We start from the raw sequence: 14,813 nt of genomic DNA on the forward strand, positions 1-14,813 counted from the left end.
AGTAGTCACCGACCTGGATGTCGATGGGGGTCTTCCCGAATGTCGATGGATATCTATGAATGTCGATAGATGTCGACGGATGTCTGGGCAACGCGGCGGTGCCGAGCCCCGCCCCGGCCCGCCCCGGCCCGGCGCTCAGCCGCTGAGCTGCCGCTCCAGCCGGGCCAGTACCCGGTAGCTGTCGAGCACCGCGGCCAGGCCGGACTCGGGCTCGCGCCCGGCACGGACGGCGGCGATGAAGGCGCGGTCCTGGCCCTCGATCCCGTTGGCGGGACAGCCGGTGCCCGACAGGTCGACCGGCTCGTCCCGGCCCGTGACCAGGTCGTCGTAGCGGGCGATATAGGTCCCGGTGTCCCCGATGTAGCGGAAGACGCTGCCGAAGGGGCCGTCGTTGTTGAAGCTCAGGGAGAGGGTGCAGACGGTGCCGCCCTCGGTGAGCAGCTGGATGGACATGTCCATCGCGATGCCCAGCTCGGGATGGGGCGGCCCCTGGATCGCGTGGGCGGTGACGATGTCCTCGCCGGTCTGGAACCGCAGCAGGTCGACGGTGTGCGCGGCGTGGTGCCACAGCAGATGGTCGGTCCAGGTGCGGGGCTGGTTCAGGGCGTTGAGGTTGCTGCGGCGCAGGAAGTGGGTCTGCACCTCAAGGTGCTGCAACCGGAGCCCGCCGGCCGCGATCCGCTGCCGTATCCAGCGGTGGGAGGGGTTGAACCGGCGGGTGTGGCCGACCATGCAGATCCGGCCGGTGTCGCGCTGGGTCTCGGCGACGGCCTCGGCGTCCGCCCAGCTGTCCGCCAGCGGGATCTCCACCTCGACGTCCTTCCCGGCACGCATGACCGCGATGGCCTGCTCGGCGTGCAGGGGCGTGGGGGTGCACAGGACGACCGCGTCGATGTCGTCCCGCTTCAGCACCTCCGCGAGGTCCGTCGCGGCCGATGCCGCCCCGTAGCGGGTGGCGAGGGCGTCCGCCTGTGAGCGGTCCGGGGTGACGACGGCGGCCAGTTCGGCGTCCTCGATCGCGGCCAGCGCGTCCAGGTGCTTGATGCCGAAGGCACCGGCGCCGACGAGCGCGATCCGGGTGGGCGGTGTGGTTCCTGGCATCAGCTCGATCCCTCCGGTGTCGCCGCGGCTTCCTGTGCCTCAAGGACGATGTGGCCCACGGCGGTGTTGGACGCCGGGACGTGGTAGTGGCGGTGGAGTTCCCTGACGTCGGCGCCCAGCGCGCCGCGCATGATCAGCCACATGACCAGCTCGATCCCCTCGGAACCGGCGTCCCGCAGATATTCGAGGTGCGGGATGTGCCGCAGCGCCTGCGGATCGGAGGTCAGCCGGTCCAGGAAGGCGGTGTCGAACGGGGTGTTGATCAGTCCGGCGCGGGGCCCCTGGAGCTGGTGGCTCATCCCGCCGGTGCCCCAGATCTGGACATCGAGATCCTCGTCGTACGCCCGGACCGCCCTGCCGATCGCCTCGCCCAGCGTCCAGCAGCGGTTTCCCGTCGGCGGCGGATACTGGATGACGTTCACGGCGAGCGGGATGACCCGCACCGGCCAGGCGTCGGGGCTGCCGAACATCAGCGACAGCGGGACCGTCAGACCGTGGTCGACATCCAGCCGGTTCATGATGGTGAGGTCGAACTCGTCCAGGATCAGCGACTCCGCGAGATGCCAGGCGAGTTCGGGATGACCCTGCACGGTCGGCACCGGACGCGGCCCGAATCCCTCGTCGGCGGGCTCGAAGGTGGCCGCGCAGCCGAGGGCGAAGGTGGGGATGGTCTCCAGGGAGAAGGCCGAGGCGTGGTCGTTGTAGACGAGGACGACGACATCCGGCCGGTTCCGGTCGAGCCAGGTCCGGGTCCACTCGTAGCCCTGGAACAGCGGCTTCCAGTAGTCCTGTCCGGTGTCGCCGTGATCGATGGCCGCGCCGATGGCGGGGACATGGCTGGTGCTGATACCCGCGGTGATCCGTGCCATGGTCATCGCCCTTCGGTACGGGAGCGCAGGCCGTCCGGCGACCGGCCGCCGGCGAGCATGATGGCGGCGTACTCGTCGAGGGGGATTCCGGTCATGGCGCTGGCGGCCTCCCGGAAGGACGTCCCGTCGGTGCCGAGGATCTTGCCGAGGAAGTAGATGTTCCCGCCCTCGGCGATGGCGGCGTTCCAGTCACGGGCGAGCACCGCCCGCTTCTGGGCCTCGGTCAAGGGCCACTCGTCGAGGTAGGCGCTTTCGTCGGCCTTGAACCGGGCACGGTTCTCGCTCCGGGTCAGGCTCATGCAGAACTGGTTGAGGGCATAGCCCTTGCGGGTCTGTTCCCCGGTGAACACGGTGGTGCCCGGAATGTCGTTCAGCGCGTCTCGTTCCTGCATCTTCCCTCACTCCCCTGGCGTCGAAGTCGAACTCGTAGTCGAATGAACCGGGCCCGGTCCGCGGGCGGACCCGGTCGCGGAGCGGACCCCCGTCCCGGGCGGACCCGCGCTATCGGTAGGACCAGCCCTGTTCATAGGGCAGCCCGGTGTAGTTCTCGGCCAGCGCGGTGGCCATCGACCGGGAAGAGGCGACCCAGTCCAGCTGGGTCTCGGCGAGCCGGTCGTCGAAGGGGTCGCCGTCGGGGGACTTGTGCAGCATCGAGGTCATCCACCAGGAGAAGTGGGTGGCCCGCCAGACCCGCCGCGAGGCGGCCTCGGTGTAACCGGCCAGCAGATCCGCGCGCCCGGCGGCGTAGTGGCCGCCCAGGGCGTGGGCGAGCAGCCGGACGTCGGCCACGGCGAGGTTCATCCCCTTGGCGCCCGTGGGCGGGACGATGTGGGCGGCGTCCCCGACCAGGAACAGCCGCTCGCGCTGCATCGGGGTGGTCACGAAACTGCGCATCGGCGTGATGTTCTTGTCCAGCACCGGGCCCTCGCTCAGCGTGAACCCCTCGTCATCGCCGAGCCTGACCTGAAGCTCGGCCCAGACCCGGTCGTCCGGCCAGGCGGCCAGGTCCTCGTCCGGGGCGACCTGGAGATAGAGCCGGGTGACCTGGGGGGAACGCATGCTGTGCAGCGCGAAACCGTGGGGGTGCCGGGCGTAGATGACCTCGGGGCACGAGGGCGGTGTGCGGGCCAGGATGCCCAGCCAGGCGTAGGGATAGCTCCGCTCGAACTCGGTGCGCCCGGCTATCAGGCCGCGGCAGATGCCGTGAAAGCCGTCGGCGCCGACGACGAAGTCGCACCGGACCTCGTCGGGGTTCCCGTCCTGGACGAAGGTGATCCGCGGCCGGGGCCCGTCGATGTCGTGCACGGTCACGTCGGCCGCGCCGAACCGGACATCGCCCCCGGCCTCCAGCCGGGCGGCGATGAGGTCCTTCACCACTTCCTGCTGGCCGTAGACGGTGACCCCGCGTCCGGTCAGGTCGTGCAGGTCCAACCGGTGGGTACGGGCGCCGAAGCGGATGTTCAGCCCTTCGTGGACCAGTCCCTCGGCGTCCAGGCGATCGGCCACCCCGGCCTCACGAAGGGTCTGGACGGTGCCGTGTTCGAGCACCCCGGCACGCACCCGGTGCTCGACGTAGTCCCGGTCCCTGACCTCCAGTACCACCGAGTCGATCCCCTGCAAGGAGAGCAGATGCGACAGCAGCAGCCCCGCGGGGCCGGCGCCGATGATCCCCACCTGAGTCCGCATGTCGGCCTCCGATCCCGTTTCGCGGCTGGTGCGGGCAGCTTCGCCGCCACGGCCGACGCCGGGGCTACGATTTCCACCCTGAGGAAAACTTTGCGGTCGAGGTGGGAGCCCGGGTGATGACCATCGACAGGCTGACCAGCACCCGGCGGGCGCTGGACGTGCTGGACTGCTTCACCGCGGACACTCCGGCGCTGACCTTGTCCGAGATCGCGCGGCGGCTCGACCGGCCGGTCTCCTCCACCCACCGCCAGATCCGGGAGCTGACCCGCTGGGGCGCGCTGGAGCGCGACGAGTCCGGGCGGTACTCGATCGGGCTGCATCTGTGGGAGGTGGGCGCGCTGGCCCCGCGCAGCAAGAGCCTGCGCGAGGCGGCCCTGCCGTTCCTGGAGGATCTGTACGAGGCGACCCATCAGAACGTGCAGGTGGCCATCCTCGACGGCAAGGAGGTCGTGTACGTCGAGCGGCTGTTCAGCCATCACGCCACCCGGATCGTCGCCCGTCCGGGCACCCGGCTCCCGCTGCATGTGACCGGCGTCGGCCGGGTCCTGCTGGCGCACGCCGGGACCGAGCTGATCAACGAGGTGCTCGACGGTCCGCTGCGGCCCTACACGGAGTACAGCGTGGTGGACCCCGCTCAGCTGCGCCGGGAACTCGCGGCCATCCACCGGGACGGCTTCGCCCTCAGCGACCGGCAGTTCGAGCTGGTCTCCGCGTCGGTGGCGGCCCCGATCCGGGGCGCGGACAATACGGTGGTCGCGGCGCTGTCGATCATCGTCCCGTCCCGCGACGGCACCGCCCGCGCCCTCGCCCCGGCCGTCGTCACGGCGGCCCGAGGCATCTCCCGCGCCCTGGGAGCACCACTCCCCCGCCCACGCTGAGCCCCGGTCGGGGCCGTGCCCGGGCCGTGCCGGAGCCCTGCGGAGCCCTGCGGGAGCCCTGCCGGGCAAATCCCCGGACCATCCTCCGCCGGGCAGACCTCCGCCGACCCGACCCCGCCGGGCCGATCCCGCCCGGCCGACCCCCGCCGGGCCCAACCCACCGGCCGGCCCACACGCGCCGGCCCCCGCAGCGGACCGGCCCCCGGAAGGCCCGCACAGCCGACCCCGCCCAGCCCCCCATCGCGGGTACCCCTAACCCCCCAGGGGCGCGGGGAACTGCGCGACCAGCCCACCACCGCCCCGCGGCTAACGCACCGCCCAGCTGATCCCCTACGTCTACGTCGCCGGAACGCCCCCGCTCAACCGATCCCCCACCCCACCGGAACGCCCCCCACAGCCACCCCCGCACCTCCCGACCGCCCACCGGAGAGCCGAAACCACACCTCACCCAAGCCACACCTCACCCGAAACAGCCCTCACCCTCACCCCCGTCCTCCCCGTCCCCCTCCCCCCGCTCCCCCGCCGCCGCGAACGCCCCCGTCGCCATCCGATGCAGCAGCTCCGCCATGGCCCCCCGCCCCGGCAGGGACCCCCGGCGGCCGAAATGGGGCGTGGAGTTCAGAAGGCCGAAGACGGAATGCACCGCCGAGCGGGCCGACGGCTCCGGCAGGGACGGGTACAGCTCGCGGACCACCGTCACCCACAGCTCGACGTACTGCCGCTGAAGCTGCCGCACCAGCTTGCGGTCGCTGTCGCGCAGGCGGTCCAGCTCGCGGTCGTGGAGGGTGATCAGGGGACGGTCGTCCAGGGCGAAATCGATATGGCCCTCGATGAGCGAGTCCAGGACGTCACCCGGCGGGCACTCCTGACCCGCCTCCGTCAGGCGGCGCTTCGCGCCGGTCAGGAGCCGGCCACTGATCCCCACCAGCAGCTCGGCGAGCATCGCGTCCTTGCCGGGGAAGTGCCGGTAGAGGCCGGGGCCGCTGATGCCGACGGCCGCGCCTATCTCGTCCACGCCCACGCCATGGAAGCCTCGTTCGGCGAACAGCCGGGCAGCCTCCTTGAGGATCTGCTCGCGGCGGGTGAGGGCGTCGGTTCTGATGGCCATGACGGCAATTCTAGACAGGAAGGTTAGCGGTCGTTAACCTGGAGGAAATGCGTTAACGCTCATTAACAAAGTGAGGGGGCTCGCGGGATGGATCAGGCACCGGAGCTGTCGAGCGCGGCAGACCCCGCGTCGGCGGCGTTCCGCGCCAACGAGGCGGCGCAGCGCGCGCTGGTGGACGAGCTGCACAGCAGGCTCGCCACCGCGCGACTCGGCGGCGGCGAGAAGGCGCGCGCCCGGCACACCGCGCGGGGCAAGCTGCTGCCGCGCGACCGGGTCGACACCCTCCTGGACCCCGGTTCGCCCTTCCTGGAGCTGGCCCCGCTGGCCGCCGAGGGGATGTACGAGGGACAGGCCCCGGCGGCGGGGGTGATCGCCGGGATCGGGCGGGTCAGCGGGCGCGAGTGCGTGATCGTCGCCAATGACGCCACCGTCAAGGGCGGCACGTACTACCCGATGACCGTGAAGAAGCATCTGCGCGCGCAGGAGGTGGCTCTCGACAACCGCCTCCCCTGCGTCTACCTCGTGGACTCCGGCGGCGCCTTCCTGCCGATGCAGGACGAGGTCTTCCCGGACCGGGACCACTTCGGGCGGATCTTCTTCAACCAGGCCCGGATGTCCGCCGCCGGGATCCCGCAGATCGCCGCCGTCATGGGGTCGTGCACGGCCGGGGGCGCCTATGTGCCCGCGATGAGCGACGAGGCCGTCATCGTCCGAGGTCAGGGCACGATCTTCCTAGGCGGACCCCCGCTGGTGAAGGCCGCCACGGGCGAGGTCGTGACCGCCGAGGAGCTGGGCGGCGGGGAGGTGCACGCGCGCGTGTCGGGGGTCACCGACCATCTCGCCGAGGACGACGCCCACGCGCTGCGGATCGTGCGGGACATCGTCGCCACGGTGCCCGCGCGCGGGCCGCTGCCCTGGCAGGTGGCGCCGGTCATCGAGCCGAAGGTCGACCCGTACGGGCTGTACGGGGCGGTGCCCGCCGACCCCCGCACCCCCTACGACGTCCGCGAGATCATCGCCCGGACCGTCGACGGCTCGCGCTTCGCCGAGTTCAAGGCCGAGTTCGGGCAGACCCTGGTCACCGGCTTCGCCCGGATCCACGGCCACCCCGTCGGCATCGTCGCGAACAACGGCATCCTGTTCTCCGAGTCCGCCCAGAAGGGCGCCCACTTCATCGAGCTGTGCGACCAGCGCGGCATCCCCCTGGTGTTCCTCCAGAACATCTCGGGCTTCATGGTCGGCAGGGCCTACGAGGCCGGGGGCATCGCCAAGCACGGGGCGAAGATGGTCACCGCCGTCGCCACCACCCGCGTACCGAAGCTGACGGTCGTGGTCGGCGGGTCGTACGGCGCGGGGAACTACTCGATGTGCGGGCGGGCCTACTCGCCGCGCTTTCTGTGGATGTGGCCCGGCGCCAAGATCTCCGTGATGGGCGGCGAGCAGGCCGCCTCCGTGCTCGCCACGGTCAAGCGGGATCAGATCGAGGGCCGGGGCGAATCCTGGGCCACCGGGGACGAGGACGCGTTCAAGGCGCCGATCCGCGCGCAGTACGAGCATCAGGGGAATGCCTACTACGCGACCGCCCGGCTCTGGGACGACGGCGTCATCGACCCGCTCCAGACCCGCCAGGTACTGGGCCTGGCCCTGACCGCGTGCGCCAACGCGCCCCTGGGTGACCCCCAGTTCGGCGTCTTCCGGATGTGAGGGGACTCAAGGAAATGCCCGACACCATGCCCGGCACGATGCCCGGAGGCCCGGCCGACGCCTCATCCGGCGCCAGGCCCGCCGACACCCCGGCCGACGCCTCATCCGGCGCCAGGTCCGTGGTCGCCCCATCCGGCACTCCATCCGGCACCCCGTCCGGCGCGATGTTCGACACCGTCCTGGTAGCCAACCGCGGTGAGATCGCCGTCCGGGTCATCCGTACGCTGCGCGCCCTGGGCGTGCGCTCGGTCGCCGTGTTCTCCGACGCCGACGCCGACGCCCGGCATGTGCGCGAGGCCGACACGGCGGTACGGATCGGTCCGGCGCCCGCGAGCGAGAGCTATCTGTCGGCCGAGCGCATCCTTGAGGCCGCCGCGCGCACCGGCGCCCAGGCGGTCCACCCCGGCTACGGCTTCCTCGCCGAGAACGCCGCCTTCGCCCGCGCGTGCGCGAAGGCGGGGCTGGTGTTCATCGGCCCGCCCGCCGACGCGATCGCCCTCATGGGCGACAAGATCCGCGCCAAGGAGACGGTGAGCGCGGCCGGGGTGCCGGTCGTGCCCGGGGGCCGCGACCCGGACCTCGCCGAGGCCGCCCGCGCGCTGGGCGCACCCGTGCTGCTCAAGCCCAGCGCGGGCGGCGGCGGCAAGGGCATGCGGCTGGTGCGGGACCTGGCCGTGCTGGACGAGGAGATCGCCGCCGCCCGCCGTGAGGCCGCCGCCTCCTTCGGTGATGACACGCTGCTGGTCGAGCGGTGGATCGACCGCCCCCGGCACATCGAGATCCAGGTGCTGGCCGACGCCCACGGCCATGTCATCCATCTGGGCGAGCGCGAATGCTCCCTCCAGCGCCGCCACCAGAAGGTCATCGAGGAGGCGCCGAGCGTCCTGCTGGACGAGGCGACCCGCGCGGCGATGGGCGAGGCCGCGGTCCAGGCGGCCCGCTCGTGCGGGTACGTGGGCGCGGGCACGGTCGAGTTCATCGTCCCCGGCGGCGCCCCGGGAGCGGCCGGGGGGACCTCCGCCGAGCCCGCCGTATCGGCGTACCACTTCATGGAGATGAACACCCGCCTCCAGGTGGAACACCCGGTCACCGAGCTGGTCACCGGCCTCGACCTGGTGGAGTGGCAGCTCCGGATCGCCGCCGGGGAGCCGCTGCCCTGCGCCCAGGACGACATCACGCTCACCGGGCACGCGATCGAGGCCCGGATCTGCGCCGAGGACCCCGCCCGCGGTTTCCTCCCCTCCGGCGGCACGGTCCTGCTGCTGCGCGAGCCCGAGGGCGACGGCATCCGCACCGACTCCGGGCTGAGCGAGGGCACCGAGGTGGGCAGCCTGTACGACCCGATGCTGTCCAAGGTGATCGCGTACGGCCCCGACCGGGCGAGCGCCCTGCGCAGGCTCCGGGCCGCCCTCGCCGGCACCGTCACCCTGGGTGTGCCGACCAACGCCGGATTCCTGCGGCGGCTGCTGGCCCATCCGGCGGTGGTGGCGGGCGACCTGGACACCGGGCTGGTGGAGCGGGAGGCGCAGACGCTGATCCCCGAGGACGTACCCGAGGAGGTGTACGAGGCGGCGGCGGCCGTACGGCTGGACGCGCTGCGGCCCGCCCCGGACCCGGCCGGCTGGACCGACCCCTTCTCGGTGCCCAGCGGCTGGCGGCTCGGCGGGGAGCCCCGGCCGATCGGCTTCCCGCTGAAGGTGCGCGAGCCGCTGACGTACGTCCCGCGCGGCGCGCACACCGTCACCGGCGACCGGGTGTCGGTGACCCTCGACGGCGTCCGGCACACCTTCACGCGCGCGGGCGACTGGCTGGGCCGCGACGGCGACGCCTGGCACGTACGGGACCACGACCCCGTCGCCGCGTCGCTGACCGGCGCCGCCCGCTCCGGCGCCGACTCGCTGACCGCCCCGATGCCGGGCACGGTGACGGTGGTGAAGGTCGCCGTCGGGGACCCGGTGAGCGCCGGTCAGAGTCTGCTGGTGGTGGAGGCGATGAAGATGGAGCACGTGATCTCCGCACCGCACGCGGGGACGGTCACCGAGCTGGAGGTGACACCGGGGGCGACCGTGGCGATGGACCAGGTGCTGGCGGTGATCGAGCCGGAGGCGAGCGAGCGGCCTCCCGCCAGTGGAGAGGCAACCTCATGACCACCCCCGAACCCGGCCTCCCCATGGTCGTCCCCGCCCCCGACCTCCCCGCCCGGGTCCGTATCCATGAGGTGGGCCCCCGCGACGGCCTTCAGAACGAGAAAGTGACCGTCCCGACCGAGATCAAGGCGGAGTTCGTCCACCGCCTGGCCGACGCGGGACTCACCACCATCGAGGCGACCAGCTTCGTCCACCCCGAGTGGGTCCCCCAATTGGCGGACGCCGAGCGGCTCTTCCCCCTCCTCGGCGACCTGCCCGGGGTGGAGCTGCCGGTGCTGGTGCCCAACGGGCGCGGCCTGGACCGGGCGCTGGCCCTCGGCGCCCGCCGGGTCGCCGTGTTCGCCAGCGCCACCGAGTCCTTCGCACGGGCCAACCTCAACCGCACGGTGGACGAGGCGCTCGCCATGTTCGAGCCGGTGGTCCGCCGCGCCAAGGACACGAGCCACGGCCATGACGGCAAGGTGCACGTCCGCGGCTATCTCTCCATGTGCTTCGGCGACCCCTGGGAAGGTCCGGTCCCCCTCCACCAGGTGGTCCGGGTCGCCAGGGCCCTGCTCGACATGGGCTGCGACGAACTGAGCCTCGGCGACACCATCGGGGTGGCCACCCCGGCCCATGTCCAGGATCTGCTGGCCCAGCTCAATGAGGAGGGCGTGCCGACCTCCGCGATCGGCGTGCACTTCCACGACACCTACGGCCAGGCCCTCGCCAACACCCTGGCCGCCCTCCAGCACGGCGTCTCCACCGTCGACGCCTCCGCGGGCGGCCTCGGCGGCTGCCCGTACGCCAGGTCCGCCACCGGCAATCTCGCCACCGAGGATCTCGTGTGGATGCTGCGCGGCCTCGGCATCGAGACCGGGGTCGATCTCGGCCGCCTCACCGCCACCAGCGTGTGGATGGCCGGGCAACTGGGCCGCCCCAGCCCGTCCCGCACCGTCAGAGCCCTGTCCCACGAAGACCGGGCCCCGGACCAGCAGGAGCAATGAGCCAGATGAATCACCGTCTCTCCCCCGAACTGGAAGAACTCCGCCGCACGGTGGAGGAGTTCGCGCACGACGTGATCGCCCCGAAGATCGGCGACTACTACGAGCGGCACGAGTTCCCCTACGAGATCGTCCGCGAGATGGGCCGCATGGGCCTGTTCGGCCTGCCGTTCCCGGAGGAGTACGGCGGTATGGGCGGCGACTATCTGGCACTGGGCGTGGCCCTGGAGGAACTGGCCCGGGTGGACTCCTCCGTGGCCATCACCCTGGAGGCGGGCGTCTCGCTGGGCGCGATGCCGCTGCATCTGTTCGGCACCGAGGAGCAGAAGCGCCGGTGGCTGCCCGGACTGTGCTCCGGCGAGACCCTGGGCGCGTTCGGCCTGACCGAGCCCGACGGCGGCACGGACGCGGGCGCGACCCGGACGACGGCCCGCCTGGACGAGGCGACGCAGGACTGGGTGATCAACGGCACCAAGTGCTTCATCACCAACTCCGGTACGGACATCACGGGCCTGGTCACGGTCACCGCGGTCACCGGCCGCACCCCCGACGGCAAGCCGCTGATCTCCTCGATCATCGTCCCGTCGGGAACCCCGGGCTTCACGGTGGCCGCCCCGTACTCGAAGGTGGGCTGGAACGCGTCGGACACCCGGGAGCTGTCCTTCACGGACGTCCGGGTGCCGCGCGCGAACCTGCTGGGCGAGGAGGGCCGGGGCTACGCCCAGTTCCTGCGCATCCTGGACGAGGGCCGGATCGCGATCGCCGCGCTGGCGACCGGGCTGGCGCAGGGCTGCGTCGACGAATCGGTGAAGTACGCGAAGGAACGTCACGCCTTCGGCCGGGCGATCGCCGGGTACCAGGCCATCCAGTTCAAGATCGCCGACATGGAGATGCGGGCCCACACCGCCCGCCTGGCCTGGCGCGACGCCGCGTACCGACTGGTCGACGGCGAGCCCTTCAAGAAGGAGGCGGCCCTGGCCAAGCTGTACTCCTCCACGATCGCGGTCGACAACGCCCGCGACGCCACCCAGATCCACGGCGGCTACGGCTTCATGAACGAGTACCCGGTCGCCCGCATGTGGCGGGACTCCAAGATCCTGGAGATCGGCGAGGGCACGAGCGAGGTACAGCGGATGCTGATCGCGAGGGAGTTGGGTCTGACCGGCTGAGGGTCCGGGGCGGTGTGCGGGGGGCAGTGTGCGGGGGGGCAGTACGGCTCTGGCGCGCAAGGGGCGGACCGGCGCCCGGCGGGGAGGCCGGACCGGCCTGAGCGGCGCGGTCACCCACTCACCGATCACCCACTCACCGATCGCCCACTCACCCGCTCGGCGGCCCGCCCGCTCACCCGGGCGGGCGTGCCGGACGCGGACCGGTCGCCGGGCTCACCGGCGAACTCCCCGTCCCCATCCCCGCCCGTACTCATCCCACCGCGGCACCCCCTCCGCTCAGTCGAAGACGGCGAGGGCGAGCACGGTGAGCAGATAAGGGACGGGGATCGCGAGTGCCGCGGTCAGCCAGCGCCGCCGGTGCCATCCCAGCCCGGCGGGGAAGAACACGTCCACGGCGAGCACCAACAGCAGCCCGAGCCCACCGACGAACAGCAGGCCCACCCGTGCCGCTCCGGCCCCCTCGATGACACTGATGTCACCGCAGTCGGTGCGACCGACCGGGGAGTTGTCGAACGCGCACGACCGGTAGTCGGTGAGCAGCAGCCAGGCCGAGTGGAGCGGCACCATGGCGGGCACGCCGAGCAGCAGATTGACGCAGACGGGAACGGAGCGCCGCCAGCGCGACCTCCGCACGGACGCCTGGAGTTCGGGTTCCTGCATGGCCTCTTCCCATGTCACTCACAGCACCGGCGGCCGTCGCCGAGTCTCACCCCGAGAACACAGGAAGGTTAGGCTAACCTTGCTTCGAATGTCCCGGCGAACGCCCCGCCCCGTTCGAAAGCAGCCCCACCATGCCTCACGCCCACACCCACGCCCCCCACCTCACCCGCCGCAGAATACTCACCGCCGGCGGCGCCCTCGGCCTCGGTGCCGTCCTCGTCGCCTGCGGGGGCGACGACACGACCGCCGTGGAGTCGGACCCCGCCGACGACGCCCAGAACTCCGGCCCTTGGTCCTTCGAGGACGACCGCGGCGAGACCGCGCAGGCCGACAGCACCCCCGCCACCGTCGTCGCCTTCACCGGCGTCGCCGCCGCCCTGCACGACTACGGTGTCACCGTCAAGGGCGTGTTCGGCCCCACCGAGACCGCCGACGGCGAGCCCGACGTCCAGGCCGGTGACCTCGACATCAGCAAGGTCACCATCCTGGGCAACGAGTGGGGCCAGTTCAACATCGAGCAGTACGCCGCGCTCCAGCCGGACGTCCTGATCTCCACGATGTTCGACGACCAGGGCACCCTCTGGTACGTCCCCGACGAGTCCAAGGACAAGATCCTGGCCCTCGGCGCCCCCAGTGTCGGCATCTCCGTCTACGACCGGCTGCTCACCCAGTCCCTGGAGCGGATGGCCGAGTTGGCCGCCTCGCTCGGCGCCGATCTGGCCTCCGCCGAGGTCACGGCGGCGAAGAAGCGGTTCGAGGACGCGGCGGCCCGGCTGCGCGCCGCCGCCAAGGCCAAGCCCGACATCAAGGTGCTGGCCGGTTCCGCGAGCCAGGACATCTTCTACGTCTCCGGCTCCAACCTCGCCATCGACCTGGAGTACTACAAGTCCCTCGGCGTGAACTTCGTGGAACCCCCCGCCGCGGCCATGGCGGACACCGGCGGCTGGTTCCAGTCACTGAGCTGGGAGAACGCGAACACCTACGACGCCGACGTGCTCTTCATGGACAACCGCTCCTCGGCGATCCAGCCCGCCGACATCACGGAGGGCACCTGGAAGCAGCTGCCCGCGGTGAAGGCGGGTCAGGTGATCCCCCGGGACGGCGAGCCGATCCTGTCCTACGCCAAGTGCGCACCGGCGCTGGAGGCCCTGGCGGAGGCCCTGGAGAACGCCCAGAAGGTCAGCTGAGCGAGCGGCCCGACGGAAACCCGACGGAAAAGGGTGGACCGCTCCCCGACCCGGAAGACAGGGACCACCCGCCGCGACTCCGGTGGAACAATCCCTGTCATGGCGGAAATCATCCAGAAGGACGGCACCTGGGAGTTCGACGGTGACGCGCTGCGGCTGACGCCCGGACGGGACAAATCCGTCGGTCTGCTGCGCAGGACCCTCGGCGAGCGGGTCGTACCCCTTGCCGCGCTGGCGGGCATCTCCTTCGAGCAGGGCCGCAGGGCGGGACGGGTCAGGCTGCGGCTGCGGGACGGTTCGGACCCGCTCCAGATCGCCACGGGCGGACGGCTGGCCGAGCCGCACGACCCGTACCAGCTGGTGGTGGAGTCCGACCGGTACGGGGTCGCCGAGTACTTCGTGGACGAGGTCCGCAACGCGCTGCTGCTGGACCAGGTGCCGGGCGACCCGGTGGACGCCTACCTGCTGACGGGCCCGGCGGTGCCGCTGTCGTTCGCGGCCGGGGACGCCAAGGTGAGCTTCGACGGCGAGCAGGTGCGGCTGGAGTGGAACTGGAAGACGGAGGAGGCCAAGTCCGCCGCCGGCCCCCGGACCATCGCCGTCACCGAGATCACGGCCGTGGACTGGCACCCGTCGGCCGGCCTGGAGAACGGCTACCTCCGCTTCACCGTGCGCAACGCGCCGACGAAGGCCCCGCCCAAGTACGACCCCCACGCGGTGGACCTGTGGGGCTTCAAGAAGGACCCCCTGATGGCGCTGATCGCGGCGGCCGTCCAGTCCCGGCTCGCGCACCCGGCGGCACCCTCACCCGACGGCCACCCACAACCCCCGGCCGACGCACCCGTACACCCAGCCGCCCCCACCCCCACCCCCACCCCGGACGACCATGACGCCCTGCTGCGGCGGCTGCGCGAGCTGGGTGAGCTGCACCGCGCGGGCGTGCTGACCGACGAGGAGTTCACGCTGGCCAAACAGGCGGTCCTCAAACGCCTGTGACACGCCCCTGCCCGGAATCGGGCAGGATTCTTGCGAAAGCCTCGCCACTCCTTCAGGATCAAGCGGGTGCACGACGAACTCGTAGATCATCTGACACGCTCCACCCCCCTGAACCGGGGCGAGGCTCTGCGGGTGATCCAGGACGTGCTCGCCTACTTCGACGAGACGACCGTGGAGTTCGTCCGTCGCCGCCACCGCGAGCTACAGGCCCAGGGCCTGGTGAACGCGGCGATCTTCGAGCGGATCGAGGCGGACCTGAAATACCGGGCGGTGGCACCCCCGGAGCTGTCGCTCCGTCAGCTGCGCCGCATCGTCTACGGCTAGG

Annotated in this window: 14 protein-coding genes; 8 read left to right on the forward strand and 6 right to left on the reverse strand. The window is 71.7% G+C overall.

Annotated features, from left to right (window positions below; all coding sequences use genetic code 11):
• Positions 1-135: 135 nt before the first annotated feature.
• From ACFRFC_RS03210 to ACFRFC_RS03225, 4 genes are all read right to left on the reverse strand, one after another.
• A complete protein-coding gene (locus tag ACFRFC_RS03210; RefSeq protein WP_382681587.1) occupies positions 136-1,101 on the reverse strand; it encodes a Gfo/Idh/MocA family oxidoreductase in 966 nt (321 codons plus the stop codon).
• On the reverse strand, positions 1,101-1,976 hold the full coding sequence (locus tag ACFRFC_RS03215) for a class III extradiol dioxygenase subunit beta (protein WP_382681584.1): 876 nt from the start codon (positions 1,974-1,976) through the stop codon (positions 1,101-1,103). Before ACFRFC_RS03215 ends, ACFRFC_RS03210 begins: the two co-directional genes overlap by 1 nt.
• Positions 1,973-2,362 (reverse strand): protocatechuate 4,5-dioxygenase subunit alpha, encoded by a 390-nt coding sequence (ligA, locus tag ACFRFC_RS03220; protein ID WP_382681581.1) that lies wholly within the window; start codon positions 2,360-2,362, stop codon positions 1,973-1,975. Before ligA ends, ACFRFC_RS03215 begins: the two co-directional genes overlap by 4 nt.
• Positions 2,363-2,471: 109 nt before the next feature.
• On the reverse strand, positions 2,472-3,656 hold the full coding sequence (locus ACFRFC_RS03225) for a 4-hydroxybenzoate 3-monooxygenase (RefSeq protein WP_382681578.1): 1,185 nt from the start codon (positions 3,654-3,656) through the stop codon (positions 2,472-2,474).
• 116 nt (positions 3,657-3,772) lie between these two features.
• Between ACFRFC_RS03225 and ACFRFC_RS03230 the strand changes: the two genes are divergently transcribed.
• Positions 3,773-4,534, forward strand: a complete 762-nt coding sequence (locus tag ACFRFC_RS03230; protein ID WP_382681575.1) for an IclR family transcriptional regulator — start codon at positions 3,773-3,775, stop codon at positions 4,532-4,534.
• Positions 4,535-4,994: 460 nt separating this feature from the next.
• Here the strand turns inward: ACFRFC_RS03230 and ACFRFC_RS03235 are convergent, their stop codons facing one another.
• Entirely contained in the window at positions 4,995-5,642 is a 648-nt protein-coding gene (locus tag ACFRFC_RS03235) for a TetR/AcrR family transcriptional regulator (protein ID WP_382681572.1), read from the reverse strand.
• 87 nt (positions 5,643-5,729) lie between these two features.
• Here ACFRFC_RS03235 and ACFRFC_RS03240 point away from each other — a divergent pair, with 87 nt between their 5' ends.
• From ACFRFC_RS03240 to ACFRFC_RS03255, 4 genes are all read left to right on the forward strand, one after another.
• On the forward strand, positions 5,730-7,346 hold the full coding sequence (locus ACFRFC_RS03240) for a carboxyl transferase domain-containing protein (RefSeq protein WP_382681569.1): 1,617 nt from the start codon (positions 5,730-5,732) through the stop codon (positions 7,344-7,346).
• Between the two features lie 164 nt (positions 7,347-7,510).
• Positions 7,511-9,493 (forward strand): biotin carboxylase N-terminal domain-containing protein, encoded by a 1,983-nt coding sequence (locus ACFRFC_RS03245; RefSeq protein WP_382682083.1) that lies wholly within the window; start codon positions 7,511-7,513, stop codon positions 9,491-9,493.
• Positions 9,490-10,479 carry a hydroxymethylglutaryl-CoA lyase gene (locus tag ACFRFC_RS03250; RefSeq protein ID WP_382681567.1) on the forward strand — a complete coding sequence of 330 codons (990 nt, stop codon included), beginning with the start codon at positions 9,490-9,492 and terminating at the stop codon, positions 10,477-10,479. Before ACFRFC_RS03245 ends, ACFRFC_RS03250 begins: the two co-directional genes overlap by 4 nt.
• A 5-nt stretch (positions 10,480-10,484) precedes the next feature.
• Positions 10,485-11,645, forward strand: coding sequence for an acyl-CoA dehydrogenase family protein (locus tag ACFRFC_RS03255; RefSeq protein ID WP_382682080.1), 1,161 nt, complete (start codon positions 10,485-10,487; stop codon positions 11,643-11,645).
• Between the two features lie 276 nt (positions 11,646-11,921).
• Here the strand turns inward: ACFRFC_RS03255 and ACFRFC_RS03260 are convergent, their stop codons facing one another.
• A complete protein-coding gene (locus ACFRFC_RS03260; protein ID WP_382681564.1) occupies positions 11,922-12,305 on the reverse strand; it encodes a hypothetical protein in 384 nt (127 codons plus the stop codon).
• Positions 12,306-12,436: 131 nt separating this feature from the next.
• Between ACFRFC_RS03260 and ACFRFC_RS03265 the strand changes: the two genes are divergently transcribed.
• The 3 genes from ACFRFC_RS03265 (at position 12,437) to ACFRFC_RS03275 (ending at position 14,812) form a co-directional block, all read left to right on the forward strand.
• Positions 12,437-13,492 carry an ABC transporter substrate-binding protein gene (locus ACFRFC_RS03265; RefSeq protein WP_382681561.1) on the forward strand — a complete coding sequence of 352 codons (1,056 nt, stop codon included), beginning with the start codon at positions 12,437-12,439 and terminating at the stop codon, positions 13,490-13,492.
• Between the two features lie 99 nt (positions 13,493-13,591).
• Positions 13,592-14,488 (forward strand): DUF4429 domain-containing protein, encoded by an 897-nt coding sequence (locus ACFRFC_RS03270; protein ID WP_382681558.1) that lies wholly within the window; start codon positions 13,592-13,594, stop codon positions 14,486-14,488.
• 66 nt (positions 14,489-14,554) lie between these two features.
• Positions 14,555-14,812: a hypothetical protein gene (locus ACFRFC_RS03275; RefSeq protein ID WP_382682078.1), complete on the forward strand. Its 258-nt coding sequence runs from the start codon at positions 14,555-14,557 to the stop codon at positions 14,810-14,812.
• The last annotated feature ends 1 nt before the right edge of the window (position 14,813 follow it).

Source organism: Streptomyces sp. NPDC056734, from assembly GCF_042790455.1.
In the GTDB taxonomy this organism is placed as follows: domain Bacteria; phylum Actinomycetota; class Actinomycetes; order Streptomycetales; family Streptomycetaceae; genus Streptomyces.

Coding starts and splice junctions, on each gene's coding strand:
- ACFRFC_RS03245 (WP_382682083.1), top strand. CDS start 7,511: ATGTTCGACACCGTCCTGGTAGCCAACCGCGGTGAGATCGCCGTCCGG.
- ACFRFC_RS03255 (WP_382682080.1), top strand. CDS start 10,485: ATGAATCACCGTCTCTCCCCCGAACTGGAAGAACTCCGCCGCACGGTG.
- ACFRFC_RS03215 (WP_382681584.1), bottom strand. CDS start 1,976: ATGACCATGGCACGGATCACCGCGGGTATCAGCACCAGCCATGTCCCC.
- ACFRFC_RS03210 (WP_382681587.1), bottom strand. CDS start 1,101: ATGCCAGGAACCACACCGCCCACCCGGATCGCGCTCGTCGGCGCCGGT.
- ACFRFC_RS03240 (WP_382681569.1), top strand. CDS start 5,730: ATGGATCAGGCACCGGAGCTGTCGAGCGCGGCAGACCCCGCGTCGGCG.
- ACFRFC_RS03265 (WP_382681561.1), top strand. CDS start 12,437: ATGCCTCACGCCCACACCCACGCCCCCCACCTCACCCGCCGCAGAATA.
- ACFRFC_RS03250 (WP_382681567.1), top strand. CDS start 9,490: ATGACCACCCCCGAACCCGGCCTCCCCATGGTCGTCCCCGCCCCCGAC.
- ACFRFC_RS03235 (WP_382681572.1), bottom strand. CDS start 5,642: ATGGCCATCAGAACCGACGCCCTCACCCGCCGCGAGCAGATCCTCAAG.
- ACFRFC_RS03230 (WP_382681575.1), top strand. CDS start 3,773: ATGACCATCGACAGGCTGACCAGCACCCGGCGGGCGCTGGACGTGCTG.
- ACFRFC_RS03225 (WP_382681578.1), bottom strand. CDS start 3,656: ATGCGGACTCAGGTGGGGATCATCGGCGCCGGCCCCGCGGGGCTGCTG.
- ligA (WP_382681581.1), bottom strand. CDS start 2,362: ATGCAGGAACGAGACGCGCTGAACGACATTCCGGGCACCACCGTGTTC.
- ACFRFC_RS03260 (WP_382681564.1), bottom strand. CDS start 12,305: ATGCAGGAACCCGAACTCCAGGCGTCCGTGCGGAGGTCGCGCTGGCGG.
- ACFRFC_RS03270 (WP_382681558.1), top strand. CDS start 13,592: ATGGCGGAAATCATCCAGAAGGACGGCACCTGGGAGTTCGACGGTGAC.